Source organism: Streptomyces sp. NPDC002676, assembly GCF_053592455.1.
The window spans coordinates 272441-288777 of record NZ_JBSFVT010000010.1 but is presented as its reverse complement, the minus strand read 5'-3'; the positions used below and the strand labels follow the sequence as shown (position 1 = coordinate 288777).

Sequence of the window (16337 nt, the reverse complement as noted above, 5' to 3'; positions counted from 1 at the left end):
GCCACCGGAGTCCCCGCGGTCGTCCTGCGCCGCCCCGGCTGGCAGCCGGGCCCCGGCGACCGCTGGCACGAGGCCGGCTCCCTGGACGCCGCCGCAGCGCTGCTGCCCCGCCTGGGCGCCCGGGTGTTCCTCACCACCGGCCGCCTCGGCCTCGCGTCCTTCGCCCACCTGACGGACCTGCACTTCGTCGTCCGCTCGGTGGACCCGCCCGAGCCGCCCCTGCCCCCGCACACCGAAGTGGTCCTGGCCCGCGGCCCGTTCACCGTCGCCGACGAGACGGAACTGCTGCGCGCCCACCGCATCGAGGTCCTGGTGACCAAGGACAGCGGCGGCGACGCGACGTCCGCGAAACTGACGGCCGCCCGCGAACTCGCCCTGCCCGTGGTCGTCGTACGACGCCCCGCACTGCCGGACGGCATCGCACCGGCACCGGACGTGGCGGCGGTACTGGACCGGCTGGGCTTCAGCGGCCCCTGACCACGGAGGCCCTGAGCCGGGGGGCCGGTCCTCGGGAGGGGCTACTGCTCGCCCGGGTGCCTGCGCAGCAGATACGTGTCCATGATCCAGCCCTTGCGCTCCCGCGCCTCGGCCCGCACCCGCTCGATGCGCGGGCCCGCCTCCCCGATCGGTCCGGAGACGAGGATCTCGTCCGGGGTGCCTATGTAGGCGCCCCAGTAGATGTCGATGTCCTGGTCGGCGTACTGCCGGAAGGTCTGGTGCGCGTCCAGCATCACCACCACGTCGTCCACCCCGTCCGGGAAGCCCTCGGCCAGCCGCCGCCCGGTGGTGATCTGCACCGGCCGCGCCACCCGGTTCAGCCCCGTGCGGTGCCGGGCGACCAGCGACGAGACGCTGCTGATGCCGGGCACGACGTCGTACTCGAACGCCACCACCCCGTGCTCCAGCACCTCCTCCAGGATCCCGAGCGTGCTGTCGTACAGCGAGGGGTCCCCCCACACCAGAAAGGCGCCCGTGCCGTCCTCGCCCAACTCCTCGGCGATCAGCCGCTCGTAGATCCCGGCGCGGGCACTGCGCCAGTCCTCCACGGCCGGTGAGTACGCGGCACCGCCCGCCCGGCGGTCCCGCTCCGGGTCACGGGCCTCCACCACCCGGTACGAGCCCTCGGGCAGGTGTGCGTCGAGTATGTCCCGGCGGAGCTGGGTCAGGTCGCTCTTCACCTCGCCCTTGTCGAGCAGGAAGAACACGTCCGTGCTCCGCAGCGCCTTGACCGCCTGCAGGGTCAGCTGGTCGGGGTCGCCCGCGCCGATACCGATGACATGAATCTTTCGCACGCCCCGAGTCTGCCGCATGCCACTGACAGCGCCGCCACCCGCCCTCTGACGAGCCGCTGCACCATGCGCCGACGGCCCGGACACCGTCTCCCCATCCTCGCGGGCTACGCGGCCCAGGCCCCGTACAAGGGAAAATTCAAGCTGGCGGGCCTCGCCCTGTCCGACGAGCGCTACGGCATCGGCCTGCCCGGGGGCAGCACGCGCAAGGGCCGGGTCCAGTCGGCGCTCGCGGCGATGGTCGCGGACGGTTCCTGGGCCCGGGCCGTCCGGAAGAACCTGCCACTGCTGAGCCCGGACCCGAACTCGCTCCAGAGCTGAGCCCGCGGCCTACGCCGTCCGGTCGGACAACAGAGGGGGAGCCTCGGCCTCCGCGTCGACGGGCCCGGCCCCATGCTCCACCCGCCCGGCCAGCTCCCGGGCCCACCCGGCGATCCCGCCCAGATCCATCCCGTACGGCCGCCCCTCGCCGCTGTCCGCCGCCCACGCCTCGACGGCACCGGCGCCGCGCCGCAGCAGCCGGGCCCCGCCGGTGACGTTGCCGCGGGCCGCGTGCGTGAGCCCCACGGCCAGCTGGGCGAGCCCCCGCCACAGCGTGCGCTCCGCCTCGGGACCCGACTTCCAGGCGTCCTCGAACACCTCATGCGCATGGAACGGCTTCCCGGCGTCCAGCAGCGCCTGCGCCTCGGCGACCGTCTCCCGCGGGGTGCGTACGACACCCTCGGGCTGCCGGGGCACCCCCTGCGCGCCGTACGGCAGGGGCCTGCCCAGTCCGTCCCGGGGCCGTGCGCTGCGCGCCCGGCCGTCCGTGTCCCGGTCCCTGGCGTCCGCGTTTCCCATGCGACCGATTGTCCCCTGCCGCCCGTGGGGCCCACTTCGGCGCAGCCCCGTACGTGGGGTAAAGTTCTGTTCGCGCGATCACGCGGGTCACCGCGAGTCAGCGCATCGGGACGTGGCGCAGCTTGGTAGCGCACTTGACTGGGGGTCAAGGGGTCGCAGGTTCAAATCCTGTCGTCCCGACTGGAGTCCGCTCCGTCGTTGCAGGTGAGGGCCCTGTTTCACAACAGTGAGACAGGGCCCTTGATCATTTTGTGTCCGTCGAGGTCTGGAAGAACGCCGGTGAGGCGTCGTCGAAGGTCGGGGCATTCGTCAGGTCGTGGACTGCGAGTGCGGCACGGCCTCGTGGCCGGTCAGTCTCTGGGGGCCAAGGGGTCTCTTTTCGTGTCTGCGGGTCCGCCGTGCTCTTCCTTCCCGGCCTCCTCGTCGGCCTCCCCGTCGGGCTCCGCGTCGGGGAGCCTCGGGCGCTGGTCCCCGGTGGCGATCTTGGCCACCATCCCGGCGAGCTGCCCGCAGGCTCGCGCGATCTCCCGCTGGGTCTGGTTCCGCTCACTGATGATGGCCGCCACCAGCAGCGCGGTCAGCGAGGCGGAGGCGTTGTACGCCTGGAGGGTGATCATGTTGACGAACAGGTCATGACCGTAGAAGGGGCCTGTTCTCCGCGCGGCGGCGATGATCGCGAAGGTGGACACGGCCAGTGCGCAGGGCGCGGCCCCGGCCAGCTGGAAGCGGAAGGCTGCCCAGATCAGCAGCGGGAAGCCGAGGAACAGGAGCGGCGTGCGACTGGTCTCGATGGCACCGACGCTGACGACGGCCGCCAGAAGCAGCAGTCCCTCCACCCACCGCAGCGGCGGCGCGTCCCTCGGCCGGCGAGCCGAGCTGAGGACGAGCAGGACCGGCGTGACCACGAGAACGCCCATCGCGTCGCCGGTCCACCAGACCGACCACGTCTGCCAGAAGCCGCTGGTGCCCAGGACACCGGCGAGGAGCAGGGTCGCGCTGCCCGTCGTCGCGCTGATCAGCATCCCGGCGAACGCACCGAGAAGGATCAGGGCGAGCGCGTCCCGCAGACGGTCCAGTTCGTTCCGGAAGCCCATGCGGCGCAGCAGTGCGTAGGAGCAGAGGGGTGCCAGGGTGTTTCCCGCCGTGATCGCGAGTACGGCCGGGAGCGACGGCCCCAGCGAAATGTTGACCAGGAAGGCGCCGAGCGCGATCCCGGGCCAGACCCTCGGGCCGCGCAGGAGCAGACCCGCCACCGCTATTCCGCTCGGCGGCCACAGCGGGGTGACCTGGCCGCGCACCAGCTGCTGGAGCAGTCCTACCCTGGCCGAGCCGTAGTACAGCGCGGCAAGGGTACAGATCTCCAGAACGGCCACCACACCACCGCGGCTGAGTCGAACATGCCGCGCGACAGCCATCGGGCGACCTCCGGAATCGGCATCACCCATAGGCCCATCATCCGCTGGATCCGCCTGATCCTCCAACGAGTGGCCGACCCGGGGTCAGGCCGGCGGCGTGCGCACGGCGAGGATGGCCATGTCGTCGTGACCATCGCTGGGGTGGTGATCGGCCAGAGCCTGGACGAACTCGGGCAGAGGCAGGGCGGCGTGTTGCACGGCGAGATCGGCGAGTGCGTTCAGACTCTCGTCGATGGAGAGGCCCGGATCCTCGACCAGCCCGTCGGTGAAGAAGACCACGGTGGCGTCCGGGGGCAGGAAGCGGGAGTGGTCCGGGCGGGGCTGTGCGGTGTCGACGCCGAGCGGCAGTCCGGGCTCGGCGAGCAGATAGGCCACGCGGCGGTCACGGGTGAGCAGCAGGGGCGGGAGGTGGCCCGCGGTGCTCCAGCAGAGTTGCCACCCTGATCCCTCCGGTTCGATGCGGGCCAGGGTGGTGGTCGTGACGGGATTGTTCGTGATGGCCTCCAGAGCCAGGTCGAGCTGGGCGAGGACCGCGCCGGGCGGACTGCTCCGGTCGAACAGCAGAGCGCGCAGCATGTTGCGGGTGGAGGCCATGGCTGCCGCGGCCCGCAGATCGTGGCCGACCACGTCACCGATCACGACCGCCACCACATGGTCGGGCAGGAGGATGGCGTCGTACCAGTCCCCGCCGAGCTGACTGGGCTCGGCGGCGGGCCGGTAGACGGCGGCGGCGGTGAAGGGCCGCAGGTCGGGCAGGGTGGGCAGCAGCAGCCGCTGGAACTGCTCGGCTCCGAGCCGAATCCGTTCGAACAGGCGGACGTTTTCGATCGCGATGCCGGCGGCGCTGGCCAGGGCGACGAGGACGTTCTCGTCGTGCATGTCGAAGGGCATTCCGTCCTGCCGCTCGGAGAGGTACAGGTCGCCGTAGATCTCGCCGCGCACGCTGATGGCGACGCCGAGCAGGGTGTGCAGGTGCGGATGGCCGGGCGGGAACCCGGTGGAGGACGGATGGGCCGGGATGTCGTCGATCCGCAGGGGTTCGGGGTAGTGGATCAGGTGGCCGAGGACACCGAGGCCGCGAGGCAGGCCCGTCTCGGCCAGAGCAATGCGTTCCTGCTCGGACAGACCGGCCGTGATGAACTGCTCCAGGCGCTTCCCGGAGTCGTCGAGTACGCCCAGTGCCCCGTAGCGGGCGCCGACCAGGTTCATGGCGGTGGTCACGATGCGGTGCAGCACCGCGGGCAGTTCCACCTCACGGCTGATGGCCACCACCGCGTCCAGCAGGCCCTGCAGCCGGTCCATGGAGGACAGCAGGGAGCGCAGCTGCTCGTCGATCCGGCCCAGCTCGGAGCGCAGGCGCAGGTGCAGGCCGGGGAGGTGCGGCTGCCTCGGCTGTCTCCCGTGCCTCTGTCCCGACATCACCGGCGCCCAGTGGCCTGATGCCCGGTCCCGGTCATCGTCGGGCGTGCTCGTCGGTCACAGCGGATCCGCCCGTGCAGCCCCTGACTCGAGCAGTGCATCGCGGCCTCCTTCCACGACCCCGATCACGATCAGGGCGGACGGCCATTGCGGCGTTGTCATCGATTGTGGCACCGGCACCCATGCGCCGCGGGCTGTGCGCCCGGCGCAGCACGTCCGGGGCAGCCAGGAGCGGCCGGTCTCCTCGGCCCGGTCCGCACCCTCACTGGGGCCAACGGGCCAACGGGCCAACGGGCCAACGGGCCAACGGGCCAACGGGCCAACGGGGTAGCGGGCCTGCGGGCTGCCCTCGTTCGAACATGTCAGCGCGTCGGCCCCTGGTCAGCGGCCGGATTCCGCCATCCTGTCAGTAGGCGGCCTGTCCGAATCCGGCCCGCCGGGGCCGACGGGGGGCTGTCCAGCCCTGTCCCGTGGTCTCTACCGGCCTGGGAAGGAGAACGGTTGCATGACACCTTCGCCTCGGGTCTCGCCCACTGCCCCGCCTCTCCCCGCCTCTCGGCCCGGCGCCCTCCCTGAATCGCTCCTTGGCTCTGTCCTCGACGAGGCCCGCCGGCTGGCCCCCGAAGCGGTCGTCCTGCGCCGCGCCCTGCACAGCAGCCCGGAGCTGGGCCTCGACCTGCCCGGCACGCAGCGCCTGCTGCTCGACGCGCTCGACGGCCTGGGGCTGGAGCTCCGCACCGGCCGCGCCCTGTCCTCCGTCACCGCGACCCTCACCGGGCCGGCCGACGGGCCGACGATCCTGCTGCGCGCCGACATGGACGCGCTGCCGGTCACCGAGGAGACCGGACTGTCGTTCGCCTCGCGGACCTCCGGGCTGATGCATGCCTGCGGGCACGACGCCCACACGGCGACGCTGGTGGGCGCCGCACGGCTGCTCGCCGCCCGGCGGGCGGACCTGCCGGGCAGCGTCGTGTTCATGTTCCAGCCCGGCGAGGAGGGCTACCACGGAGCCCGCCACATGATCGAGGAGGGGGTTCTGGAGGCATCCGGACGCAGAGTCGACGCCGCCTTCGCCCTTCACGTGCACCCGAACCTGCCCGCCGGCGCGCTGCGGCTGCGCCCAGGCCCGCAGCTGGCGGCCTCCGACCGGTTCCGGGTCGTCGTCCGCGGGCGCGGCGGCCACGCCTCGGCGCCGCACACCGCCTGTGACCCGGTGCCGGTGGCCTGCGAGATCGTGCTGGCCCTCCAGACGATGGTCACCCGCGGCCTGTCCGCCGACGACATGGCCGTCCTCAGCGTGACCCGCCTGAGCGCGGGCAGCGCCGCCACGGGCGTCATCCCGGACACCGCGGAACTGGGCGGCACCCTGCGCACCGTGTCCGAGGCGACGCGGCAGCGGCTGCACGAGGCGATCGCCAGAGTCGCCCAGGGGGTGGCAGCCGCCCACGGAGCGACGGCTGAGGCCACCGTCGAAGCCGGTTACCCGGTCACCGTCAACGACCCGGGTTTCACCGACTTCGTCCTGCGTACGGCCACGGAAGTGCTCGGCACCGAGGCGGTGGACATGCTGACGGCCACCCAGATGACGGCGGAGGACTTCAGCTACGTACTGCGGGCCGTGCCCGGCGCCCTGGCCTTCCTCGGCGCGTGTCCTGCGGGCCTGGCCCCGCCTGAGGCGCCGTCGCTGCACTCGCCCCGCATGGACATCGACGAGGACGTGATCGCCTCGGGCATCGCCTGCGAGGCGGCCGTGGCCCTGGCCTTCCTCGCGGGCCCTGGAGCGGGTGCCGGAGCGGACGGCGGACCGGAGCCCGCGCGGTGACGGGATCAGACATACGCGTCGCCCGCTCCGGCGAACCGGAGCAGGTCGAGGCGCTGTGGCTGGAGGCGAGCCGCCGGCCGGCGGGCCGGGGCCTGGACCGGTGGCGGTTACCCGCCGCGCCGGTGACGCACGGCGGAGGCCATCGAGGCGGGCGACTGCCGCCTCGCCCTCCGCGCCGGCCGGCCCGTCGCCACGATCACCGTCCATGAGCGGGCCGGCCCCGAGAGGTGGAGCGACGGCGACTTCACGCCGGTTCCGGGCGTCGCCGGCCCGCCATCACGGCGTACACGACGATCCCGGCGAACAGGAACAGCACGCCCTGGTACACCGCCGCGTAGCCGGAGCCCGCGATGAGCCAGATGGAGAAGGCGACCGCCACCGCGGTGATCACGGAGTCCCGTGCCAGGCGTGCCCGGTCGACGGCCTGTCGGCGGCCGGAGACGAGGTGGAAGACCTGCGCGGCGGTGGCCAGCAGGTAGGGCACGGTCGCGGTGAAGGTGGTGACGAGGACCAGGACCTCGAAGACCTTCGCCGAGCCCGCCATGTAGTTGTAGACGGTGAGCAGCGAGGAGAGGACGACCGTGACGCCGACCCCGACCGTCGGAACGCCGCGCCGGCGGCGCGTGAAGGCTGCGGGGAACAGCCCGTCCTGCGCGGCGGCGTACGGCGTCTGGGCGCTCAGCAGGGTCCAGCCGTTGAGGCAGCCGGCGATCGACACGAGCGCGGCGAGCGCGACGGCCCAGCCGCCCCAGGAGCCTCCGAACATGGCGTTCACGGCGTCCGAGAACGGTGCGGTGGACTTCACGAGCCGGTCGTGCGCGACCGTGCCGAAGACGGACAGCGTGCCCAGCAGGTAGACCAGCGCGGCGCCCGCGGTGCCGATGACGGTGGCGCGGCCCACGTTGCGGCGGGCGTTCTTGACCTCGCCCGCGCTGACCGCGGCCGACTCCACACCGAGGTAGGAGAAGAGCAGGAGCGCGGCGCAGGCGGACACCGCGCCGGCCGTGCTGCCGCCGCCCGCGTGGAACGGGCCGAGCTTGTCCGGGTCGAAGAAGAACAGCCCGCCGACCGCGACCAGCAGCAGTGGCGCGAACTTCAGCACGGTGGAGACGAGTTGGACGGCGCCCACGTAACGGGTGCCCGCGAAGTTGGCGAGCGCCGGCAGCCACTGCAGTGCCAGCGCGGCCAGGCACGCGCTCCAGCGGTGGCCGTTCACCGGGATCAGTACGTCGAGGTAGCCGACGCCGGCGACGGCGATCGCGGCGTTCGACACCCAGGTGGTGATCCAGTAGGCCCAGGCGGCGAGGAAGCCGGCGAAGTCGCCGAAGGCCTCGCGGGCATAGACGTACGGTCCGCCCGTGCGCGGGTCGCGTTCGGCGAGCCGGCCGAACACCAGGGCCAGGGCGATGGCGCCGACGGTCAGGACACCGAAGGCGAGCAGGCTGACCGTGCCGTAGGGGGCCACGGAGGCCGGGAGCAGGAAGATGCCGCCGCCGATGATGTTGCCCATGACCAGGGCGGTGGCGACGGGCAGTCCGAAGCGGCGGGCGTGCTTGTCGCTGTCGCCGTGGGGGTCCCCGGCGGAAACCACGGGGGTCTCCGACGGGGCCGGAGCCGTCTGCGCGGCGGTTCCGGTGACGTGCATGGGTGGTGCGCCTCTCATCGAACGAACGTTCCCGGGATCGCCGGGACCGGGCCATGGTCGGGGATGCTCCAGGCTCCGGACAAATCGCCGTTTCTTGTCCCGTCAGGGCCGCCCGATCATGCAAAACATGCGCTTTCACGGGCTTTGCGCAGAGATATGTTCAGCCCTTGTTGGAGCCCAGCGTCAGGCCGCTGACGAACTGGCGCTGGAGGACGAAGTACACGATCAGGGTCGGGATCGCGGTCAGCAGGGAGCCCGCCGCGACCAGGTTGGGATCGGTGAAGTACTGGCCGGAGAGGTTGTTCAGGGCCGAGGTGATCGGCATGTTCTCGCCGGTGGAGATGAGCACCAGGGCCCAGAAGAAGTCGTTGTAGATCCAGATGGACAAGAGCGTGGCCAGGGCCGCCATCGCCGGCTTGCACAGCGGCAGCGTGATCTGCCAGTACAGCCGCCACACCGAGGCGCCGTCGACCAGCGCGGCCTCCGTCAGTTCGTGCGGCAGCGAGCGCATGTAGTTGCTCAGCACGAACGCGCAGAAGCCGGACTGGAACGCCACATGGATCAGGACCAGGCCGAGCGCGGAGTCGTACAGCTTGCCGCTCGCCGTGATGCCCGGCAGGTCCGTCAGCAGGTACATCCGGTACAGCGGGGTGATGATCACCTGCTGCGGCAGCAGGTTGCCGGCCGTGAAGACCAGCAGCAGCGCGAGGTTGAGGCGGAAGTCGAAGCGGCTGACGTAGAAGGCGACCATCGACGACAGGAACAGCGTCAGCAGCACGGCCGGCACCGCGATCAGCAGAGTGTTGCCGAAGTAGTGCGTCATGTCCGACTGCGTGTACGCGTTCCTGAAGTTCTCCAGGCTCAGCTTGTCCGGCCAGGAGACGTACCCCTTGGTGCTGGTCTCGCCGTACGGCCGCAGCGCCGAGTAGACCGCCCACAGCAGCGGGGCCAGCCAGGCCAGGGCCGTGCCGGTGAGGAAGACGTGCAGCACGATCCGGGCGGGGCGGACCGGGGTGCTCCGCTTCAGCGGGACAGCGGTGCCGCTCATGCGCGCCGCTCCTTCCGGAAGGTGGCCACCAGGTACGGGATGATCACCGCGAGGGAGATCACCAGCAGGACGACGGCGATGGCGGAGCCGTAACCGATGCGGCTGGACTCGCCGATGATGTTGTTGGTCACCAGGATCGACAGCAACTCGGTGCCCTGGGCGCCCTTGTTGAAGACGAAGACCAGGTCGAAGGCGCGCAGGGCCTCGATGATGGTGACGACGAGGACGACCGTGTTGGTCGGGCGCAGGGTGGGGAAGATGACGTTCTTGAACGTCTGCCACTCGTTCGCGCCGTCCAGGGCGGACGCCTCCCTCAGGGACGGGTCGACGCTCTTGAGGCCGGCCAGGTAGAGGATCATCATGTAGCCGGTGTGCCGCCAGGAAGCGGCGATCAGGACGGCCCACAGGTTGAGGTGCGGGTCGCCGATCCAGTCGATGTAGTGGCCGGGTCTGTTGGCGTCGAGGATGCTGTTGATCAGGCCCGTGTCCGGGTTGTAGACGAGCTGCCAGACGAAACCGATGCACGCCATCGAGATGACGACCGGCAGGAAGAACGCCGTCTGGTAGACCCGGCTGAACCGGATCCGCTTGTCCAGCTGGACGGCCAGGAACAGGCCGAACGGGGTCGGGACGAGGATGAGGACGACGAACCAGATGATGTTGTGCTGGACGGCGGGCCAGAACTGCGGGTTGTCGTCGAAGAGTTGACGGAAGTTGTCCAGGCCCACCCACTTGATCGAGTCGAAGCCGATTCCGTCCCAGGTGGTGAAGGCGAGCAGGATCGAGGCCAGGGCGGTCACCCAGACGAGGGCCACGTGCAGGACCGTCGGCACGCCCGCCATCAGGGCGAGCGTGACGCGGTCGCGGCGGGTCAGCAGGCGCCGACGGCTCTGCGCCGACTTGTCGTTGGTCATGGCGCCGCTCATGAGGACGCGAAGATCGTCTTCTTTTGGCGCTCGATCGACGACAGCAGGCCGTCCACGCCCTTCGGGTTCTGGATGAACTTCTGGAGGGCCGGCTGCATCACCGTGGAGGTGAAGTCCGGGCGGCTGTCGCGGTCCATGAACTGGGTGAGGCTCTTGGCCTCGCCGATCATCGTGAACGCCTTCTTCTGCAGCGCCGAGTACGCGGAGGTGTCGGCCTTGTCGGAGGCGGCCACCACGCTGGAGTCGGTCTTCAGGTAGAGCTGTTCGGCCTGCGGGGAGCCCAGGTACTCCAGCAGCTTCAGGACGCCCGCGTGGTTCTTCGGGGCCTTGCTGACCATGAAGCCGTCGGTCGGCGCCTCCACCGTGTCCTGCCCGTACGCCGGGTCGAGCTCGGGGAAGGCGAAGAAGTCGAGATCGTCCAGGTCGGCCTTGTTCGTGAACTGCTGGGCGACGAAGCTGCCCAGCAGATACATGCCGGCCTTCTTCGACACCAGCGTCTGGGCGGCGTCCTGCCAGGTGCGGCCCATGGCGCCGTCCTGGTGGTAGGGCAGGATCTCGGACCAGTGGTCGAAGACGGCCTTCACCTTGGCGTCCGTCCACGACGCCTTGCCCGCCATCAGCTGCACGTGGAAGTCGTAGCCGTTGAGGCGGAAGTTGATCTGGTCGAAGGTGCCCATCGCGGGCCAGGCGTCCTTGTCGCCGAAGGCGAGCGGGACCAGGCCGTCCTTCTTCATCTGCTTGCACAGGGCGGTGAACTGGTCCCAGGTGGTGGGGACCTGGTAGCCGTGCTGCTGGAAGACGCTTCGGCGGTAGAAGATCGCCCAGGGGTAGGTGGTCATCGGCACGAAGTAGTACTTGCCGTCCTCGCCCTTGCTGAGTTTCTTCATCGCCTCGGGGAAGTTGGCACCGATCTTCTGCCACACGTCGTCGATCGGCGTGGCCAGTTTCTTCGCCGCGAAGAACTGCATGCGGTAGCCGGCGAACCAGTTGAACACGTCGTCCGGGGTGCCCTGGAGGTAGGAGTTGATCTGCTCCTGGAAGGTGTTGTGGTCCTTCGTGTTCACGTGCACGGATATGCCGGACTGCTGCTTGAAGGCCGCGTAGACGCTCGCGAAGGCCTGCTTCGGCACCGCGTCCGATGCGTTGGAGCCGAGCGTGACGGTCTTCGGGTCGGCGGAGGAACCGCTGCCGCCGCAGGCGGACAACAGGGGTATGCCGGCGCCGGCGAGCGCGGCGCCACCGGCTCCGCGCAGCAGCGAGCGGCGGCTGGGACCAGGGACGGAAGAACCAGAAGAACCAGAAGAACCAGAAGAACCAGAAGAAGGGGACAGGCGCATGGCGACTCCAACGAAAAGTTTTCGAAACCGATCAGAATCCAACTTGCCCAAACATCACGGGCGTAATCACAGCCCCACTTCCGCTCACGCGTCAATAGGTAAGTGCGGTCCAGGGTGGAGGTCATGAGCGCGCCGGGAAAAGGGAAGGTAGACGGGGATCAACGGCCCCGTGCCTGATTTGTACTTACATTCAGACCTGTTACTGAAATGATGTCTTGACAAAGTATTGACAGCAGGCCTGGCAGGGACTTGGATCCCGTGCCAACGCAACAGCGTCCCGCTCCGCCCCGTCCCACAGTGAGGTGCAGGAATGATGGACCGCCCTTCCCGCTTCCGCTCCCGCAGACTGGCCCCCGTCCTGGCCGTGGCCGCTGCGGCGGCCCTCACCCTCGCCGGCTGCTCCAGCAGCTCCGGCGGCAAGAAGGCCGAGGAGGGAGCGGCGAACGCCTCCGCGGGCAAGGCCAACACCCCCCGGATGACGGTCGCGCTCGTCACCCACGCGCCGCCCGGCGACACCTTCTGGGACACCGTCCGCAAGGGTGCTCAGGCCGCGGCGGCCAAGGACAACGTCAAGCTCGTCTACTCCTCCGACCCGAACGCCGGAAACCAGGCCAACCTGGTGCAGAACGCAGTCGACCAGAAGGTGGACGGCATCGCGGTCACCCTCGCCAAGCCCGACGCGATGAAGAGCGTGCTCGGCAAGGCGCAGCAGGCGGGCATACCGGTGGTCGGCCTGAACTCGGGACTGAGCGACTGGAAGAAGCTGGGGCTGCTGGAGTTCTTCGGGCAGGACGAGAGCGTGGCCGGTGAGGCGTTCGGTGACAAGCTGAACACCACCGGAGCCAAGAAGATCGTCTGTGTGATCCACGAACAGGGCAACGTGGGCCTCACCCAGCGCTGCGACGGCGTGAAGAAGACGTTCAAGGGCACGACTGAGACCCTGTACGTGAACGGCACCGACATGCCGTCCGTGAAGTCGACGATCACCGCGAAGCTGAAGCAGGACAGCTCCATCGACACTGTCGTCACCCTCGGCGCCCCGTTCGCGCTGACCGCGGTGCAGTCGCTGGGCGACGCGGGCAGCAAGGCCAAGGTGGCCACCTTCGACCTCAACAAGGAACTGGTGAAGGCCGTACGGAACGGCTCCATCGAGTTCGCCGTCGACCAGCAGCCCTACCTGCAGGGCTACCTGGCGGTCGACTCCCTGTGGCTCTACAAGAACAACGGCAACTACAGCGGCGGCGGCGTCCAGCCGGTGCTCACCGGCCCGGCCTTCGTCGACAAGTCCAACGTCGGCAAGGTCGCCCAGTTCGCCGCGAAGGGCACCCGGTGATGAGCATGGCCCAGCACGCCGGGCCGGCGGTGGGTACACCGCCGGCGTCCGGCCCCGAGGAGAGAGACGGCCGCACCGCCCGGCGCCCGCTGCTGCTCCGGCTGCTGGCCCGGCCCGAGGTGGGCGTCTTCCTCGGCGCCGTCGCCGTACTGATCTTCTTCCTGATCGCCGCGCCCTCCGTCCGCCAGGGCAGCTCGATGGCGACGGTCCTCTACCAGTCCTCGACCATCGGCATCATGGCCCTCCCGGTGGCCCTGCTGATGATCGGCGGCGAGTTCGACCTGTCCTCCGGCGTCGCCGTCATCAGCTCCGCGCTCACCGCGAGCATGCTCAGCTACCAGCTCACGGTGAACGTGTGGACCGGCGTGATCGTCGCGCTGCTCGTCTCCCTTGCCATCGGCGCCTTCAACGGCTGGATGGTGGTGAAGACCGGGCTGCCCAGCTTCCTGGTCACCCTCGGCACCTTCCTGATCCTGCAGGGCGCCAACCTGGCCGTGACCAAACTGGTCACCGGCAACGTCGCCACCGACGACATCAGCGACATGGACGGCTTCGGCCAGGCCAAGAAGGTCTTCGCCTCGTCCTTCGATGTCGGGGGCGTCCAGGTGAAGAGCACCGTGGTCTGGTGGCTGGTCTTCGCGGCCCTCGCCACCTGGGTGCTGCTGCGCACCAAGTACGGCAACTGGGTCTTCGCCGTCGGCGGCAACAAGGAGAGCGCCCGCGCCGTCGGTGTCCCCGTGACCTTCACCAAGATCACGCTGTTCATGCTGGTCGGCTTCGGCGCCTGGTTCGTCGGCATGCACAACCTGTTCTCCTTCAACACCGTGCAGTCCGGTGAGGGCGTCGGCCAGGAGCTGATCTACATCGCCGCCGCCGTCATCGGCGGCTGTCTGCTCACCGGCGGCTACGGCTCCGCGATCGGCCCCGTCTTCGGCGCGTTCATGTTCGGCATGGTCAACCAGGGCATCGTGTACGCCGGCTGGAACCCCGACTGGTTCAAGGCCTTCCTCGGCGTGATGCTGCTCGGCGCCGTCCTGATCAATCTGTGGGTCCAGCGCACGGCGACCCGGAGGTGACCTCATGACCAGCAACGCAGCCGGCACCCACGGCGCCGTCCTCCAGGACACCGTGCCCGCGGGCGAGGGCCCCCTCGTGGAACTGCGCCGCGCCGGCAAGTCCTACGGAAACATCCGCGCCCTGCACGGCGTCGACCTCACGGTGTACCCGAGCCAGGTGACCTGCGTCCTCGGTGACAACGGCGCCGGCAAGTCCACCCTCATCAAGATCATCTCGGGGCTGCACCAGCACACCGAGGGCGAGTTCTTCGTGGACGGTCACCCGGTGCGCTTCAGCACCCCGCGCGAGGCCCTCGACAAGGGCATTGCCACCGTCTACCAGGACCTCGCCACCGTGCCCTTGATGCCGGTGTGGCGGAACTTCTTCCTCGGCTCGGAGATGACCAAGGGCCCCTGGCCCCTGCGCCGCCTCGACATCGACCGCATGAAGAAGACCGCCGACCGGGAACTGCGCAACATGGGCATCGTCCTGGACGACCTGGAGCAGCCCATCGGCACCCTCTCCGGCGGTCAGCGCCAGTGCGTGGCGATCGCCCGCGCCGTCTACTTCGGCGCCCGCGTCCTCATCCTCGACGAGCCCACCGCCGCCCTCGGCGTCAAGCAGTCCGGAGTGGTCCTGAAGTACATCGCCGCCGCCCGCGACCGCGGCCTCGGCGTCATCTTCATCACCCACAACCCCCACCACGCCTACATGGTCGGCGACCACTTCACCGTGCTGCGCCTCGGCACCCTCGAACTGTCCGCCGACCGCAGCGAGATCACCCTGGAGGAGCTGACCAACCACATGGCCGGCGGCGCCGAACTCGCCGCCCTCAAGCACGAACTGGCCCAGGTGCGCGGTGTCGACGTCGACGAACTCCCCGAGGAGAGCGACCTCGGCGCACCCGGGGCCAACCCGCCCGAAGGGACCTCCTGACCATGCCCCATGCCCTCGACCGCATCCGGGTCGGCTCGGCCCCCGACTCCTGGGGCGTCTGGTTCCCCGACGACCCACGCCAGGTGCCCTGGGAACGCTTCCTGGACGAGGTCGCCGAGGCCGGCTACGACTGGATCGAACTCGGCCCGTACGGCTATCTCCCCACCGACCCGGCCCGGCTGACGGACGAACTGGGGCGGCGCAGCCTGAAGGTGTCCGCGGGCACGGCCTTCACCGGCCTGCACCGCGGCCCCTCCGTCTGGGAGTCCACCTGGGCACACGTCGGCCAGGTCGCCGCGCTCACCCGGGCCATGGGCGCCCGGCACCTCGTCGTCATCCCCTCCTTCTGGCGGGACGACAAGACCGCCGAGATCCTGGAGCCGCCGGAGCTGACGGCCGAGCAGTGGGCGCACCTGACCAAGGGCATGGAACGGCTCGGCCACGAGGTCAGGGAGGCGTACGGCCTCGAACTCGTCGTGCATCCGCACGCCGACACCCACATCGACACCGAGGCACACGTCGAACGGTTCCTCGACTCCACCGACTCCGAACTGGTCAACCTCTGCCTGGACACCGGGCACTACGCCTACTGCGGCGGGGACAGCGTCAAGCTGATCGAGACCTACGGCGAGCGGATCGGCTACCTGCACCTCAAGCAGGTCGACCCGGAGATCCTGGCCGGCGTGCGGGCCGAGGGCACCCCGTTCGGCCCGGCGGTCGCACGGGGGGTGATGTGCGAACCTCCTTCCGGCGTCCCCGAGTTGGGGCCGGTGCTGGAGGCCGCGCAGCGGCTCGGCGTGGAGCTGTTCGCGATCGTCGAGCAGGACATGTACCCGTGCGAGCCGGACGCTCCGCTGCCGATCGCGGCGCGCACCCGCCGGTTCCTGCGCTCGTGCGGGGCCTGAGGGCTCAGCCGGAGGATCCAGTAGAAGGCCCTGAGGACGCAGGACGCCCGGGAACCAACGGTGGTTCCCGGGCGTTCGTCATGGTGTACGGGGGACGTCCACGAAGACGAGGAGGACGGGATGACGCACGGCACGCAACACCGGGAGACCGTGGAGGGTGCGACGACCGGGGACGCCGCCCGCCGTCGGGCCCGCTTCGGCGCGCTGCCGGAGCGGATACGCCCGCAGGACACGGTGGAGACCAGGCCGGCGACGCTGCCGGACCCTGCGCGGGACGCGTACAACGCGGACGAGTGGCTGGTGCGTTACTGCGCCTGACCGGCCGACGCGTGCGGCACCGGGCACCGGGCCGGCGCCGCCCGGTGA

General features: G+C 70.0%; 16 protein-coding genes and 1 tRNA gene. 9 read left to right on the top strand and 8 right to left on the bottom strand.

What is annotated here, in order from left to right; translation table 11 throughout:
- On the top strand, nucleotides 1-477 hold a 477-nt coding region (locus ACWD3E_RS26955), incomplete at its 5' end, for a precorrin-6A/cobalt-precorrin-6A reductase (RefSeq protein WP_451390140.1).
- Between the two features lie 41 nt (nucleotides 478-518).
- On the opposite strand, the gene cobF is transcribed toward ACWD3E_RS26955, so the two are convergent.
- On the bottom strand, nucleotides 519-1292 hold the full coding sequence (gene cobF / locus ACWD3E_RS26950) for a precorrin-6A synthase (deacetylating) (protein WP_451390139.1): 774 nt from the start codon (nucleotides 1290-1292) through the stop codon (nucleotides 519-521).
- A 63-nt stretch (nucleotides 1293-1355) separates the two neighbouring features.
- On the opposite strand from cobF, the gene ACWD3E_RS26945 reads away from it, so the two are divergent.
- Nucleotides 1356-1610 carry a hypothetical protein gene (locus tag ACWD3E_RS26945; RefSeq protein WP_451390138.1) on the top strand — a complete coding sequence of 85 codons (255 nt, stop codon included), beginning with the start codon at nucleotides 1356-1358 and terminating at the stop codon, nucleotides 1608-1610.
- Between the two features lie 9 nt (nucleotides 1611-1619).
- On the opposite strand, the gene ACWD3E_RS26940 is transcribed toward ACWD3E_RS26945, so the two are convergent.
- Nucleotides 1620-2129 (bottom strand): DUF309 domain-containing protein, encoded by a 510-nt coding sequence (locus ACWD3E_RS26940; RefSeq protein WP_451390137.1) that lies wholly within the window; start codon nucleotides 2127-2129, stop codon nucleotides 1620-1622.
- A 106-nt stretch (nucleotides 2130-2235) separates the two neighbouring features.
- On the opposite strand from ACWD3E_RS26940, the gene ACWD3E_RS26935 reads away from it, so the two are divergent.
- Nucleotides 2236-2309 (top strand) — tRNA-Pro (locus ACWD3E_RS26935).
- 170 nt (nucleotides 2310-2479) lie between these two features.
- Here the strand turns inward: ACWD3E_RS26935 and ACWD3E_RS26930 are convergent.
- Together ACWD3E_RS26930 and ACWD3E_RS26925 are read right to left on the bottom strand one after the other, a co-directional pair.
- On the bottom strand, nucleotides 2480-3544 hold the full coding sequence (locus tag ACWD3E_RS26930; protein ID WP_451390136.1) for an MASE1 domain-containing protein: 1065 nt from the start codon (nucleotides 3542-3544) through the stop codon (nucleotides 2480-2482).
- Nucleotides 3545-3628: 84 nt separating this feature from the next.
- Nucleotides 3629-4963 carry a PP2C family protein-serine/threonine phosphatase gene (locus ACWD3E_RS26925; RefSeq protein ID WP_451390135.1) on the bottom strand — a complete coding sequence of 445 codons (1335 nt, stop codon included), beginning with the start codon at nucleotides 4961-4963 and terminating at the stop codon, nucleotides 3629-3631.
- A gap of 505 nt (nucleotides 4964-5468) precedes the next feature.
- Here ACWD3E_RS26925 and ACWD3E_RS26920 point away from each other — a divergent pair.
- Nucleotides 5469-6785 carry a M20 metallopeptidase family protein gene (locus tag ACWD3E_RS26920; protein WP_451390134.1) on the top strand — a complete coding sequence of 439 codons (1317 nt, stop codon included), beginning with the start codon at nucleotides 5469-5471 and terminating at the stop codon, nucleotides 6783-6785.
- Nucleotides 6786-7029: 244 nt separating this feature from the next.
- Here ACWD3E_RS26920 and ACWD3E_RS26915 read toward each other — a convergent pair whose 3' ends face one another.
- From ACWD3E_RS26915 to ACWD3E_RS26900, 4 genes are all read right to left on the bottom strand, one after another.
- Nucleotides 7030-8430 carry an amino acid permease gene (locus tag ACWD3E_RS26915; RefSeq protein ID WP_451390133.1) on the bottom strand — a complete coding sequence of 467 codons (1401 nt, stop codon included), beginning with the start codon at nucleotides 8428-8430 and terminating at the stop codon, nucleotides 7030-7032.
- 160 nt (nucleotides 8431-8590) lie between these two features.
- The gene (locus ACWD3E_RS26910; protein ID WP_451390132.1) at nucleotides 8591-9478 is read right to left on the bottom strand and encodes a carbohydrate ABC transporter permease; all 888 of its coding nucleotides are present in this window, start codon (nucleotides 9476-9478) and stop codon (nucleotides 8591-8593) included.
- The gene (locus ACWD3E_RS26905) at nucleotides 9475-10392 is read right to left on the bottom strand and encodes a carbohydrate ABC transporter permease (protein ID WP_451390131.1); all 918 of its coding nucleotides are present in this window, start codon (nucleotides 10390-10392) and stop codon (nucleotides 9475-9477) included. The genes ACWD3E_RS26910 and ACWD3E_RS26905 overlap by 4 nt, the downstream gene beginning before the upstream one ends.
- A gap of 8 nt (nucleotides 10393-10400) precedes the next feature.
- Nucleotides 10401-11741 carry an ABC transporter substrate-binding protein gene (locus ACWD3E_RS26900; RefSeq protein WP_451390130.1) on the bottom strand — a complete coding sequence of 447 codons (1341 nt, stop codon included), beginning with the start codon at nucleotides 11739-11741 and terminating at the stop codon, nucleotides 10401-10403.
- A gap of 313 nt (nucleotides 11742-12054) precedes the next feature.
- Between ACWD3E_RS26900 and ACWD3E_RS26895 the strand changes: the two genes are divergently transcribed.
- From ACWD3E_RS26895 to ACWD3E_RS26875, 5 genes are all read left to right on the top strand, one after another.
- On the top strand, nucleotides 12055-13074 hold the full coding sequence (locus ACWD3E_RS26895; protein WP_451390129.1) for a sugar ABC transporter substrate-binding protein: 1020 nt from the start codon (nucleotides 12055-12057) through the stop codon (nucleotides 13072-13074).
- Nucleotides 13074-14150: an ABC transporter permease gene (locus ACWD3E_RS26890; protein WP_451390128.1), complete on the top strand. Its 1077-nt coding sequence runs from the start codon at nucleotides 13074-13076 to the stop codon at nucleotides 14148-14150. The genes ACWD3E_RS26895 and ACWD3E_RS26890 overlap by 1 nt, the downstream gene beginning before the upstream one ends.
- 4 nt (nucleotides 14151-14154) lie before the next feature.
- The gene (locus ACWD3E_RS26885; protein WP_451390127.1) at nucleotides 14155-15066 is read left to right on the top strand and encodes an ATP-binding cassette domain-containing protein; all 912 of its coding nucleotides are present in this window, start codon (nucleotides 14155-14157) and stop codon (nucleotides 15064-15066) included.
- Between the two features lie 2 nt (nucleotides 15067-15068).
- On the top strand, nucleotides 15069-15971 hold the full coding sequence (locus tag ACWD3E_RS26880) for a sugar phosphate isomerase/epimerase family protein (protein ID WP_451390126.1): 903 nt from the start codon (nucleotides 15069-15071) through the stop codon (nucleotides 15969-15971).
- 120 nt (nucleotides 15972-16091) lie between these two features.
- Entirely contained in the window at nucleotides 16092-16289 is a 198-nt protein-coding gene (locus tag ACWD3E_RS26875) for a hypothetical protein (protein WP_451390125.1), read from the top strand.
- Nucleotides 16290-16337 lie beyond the last annotated feature (48 nt).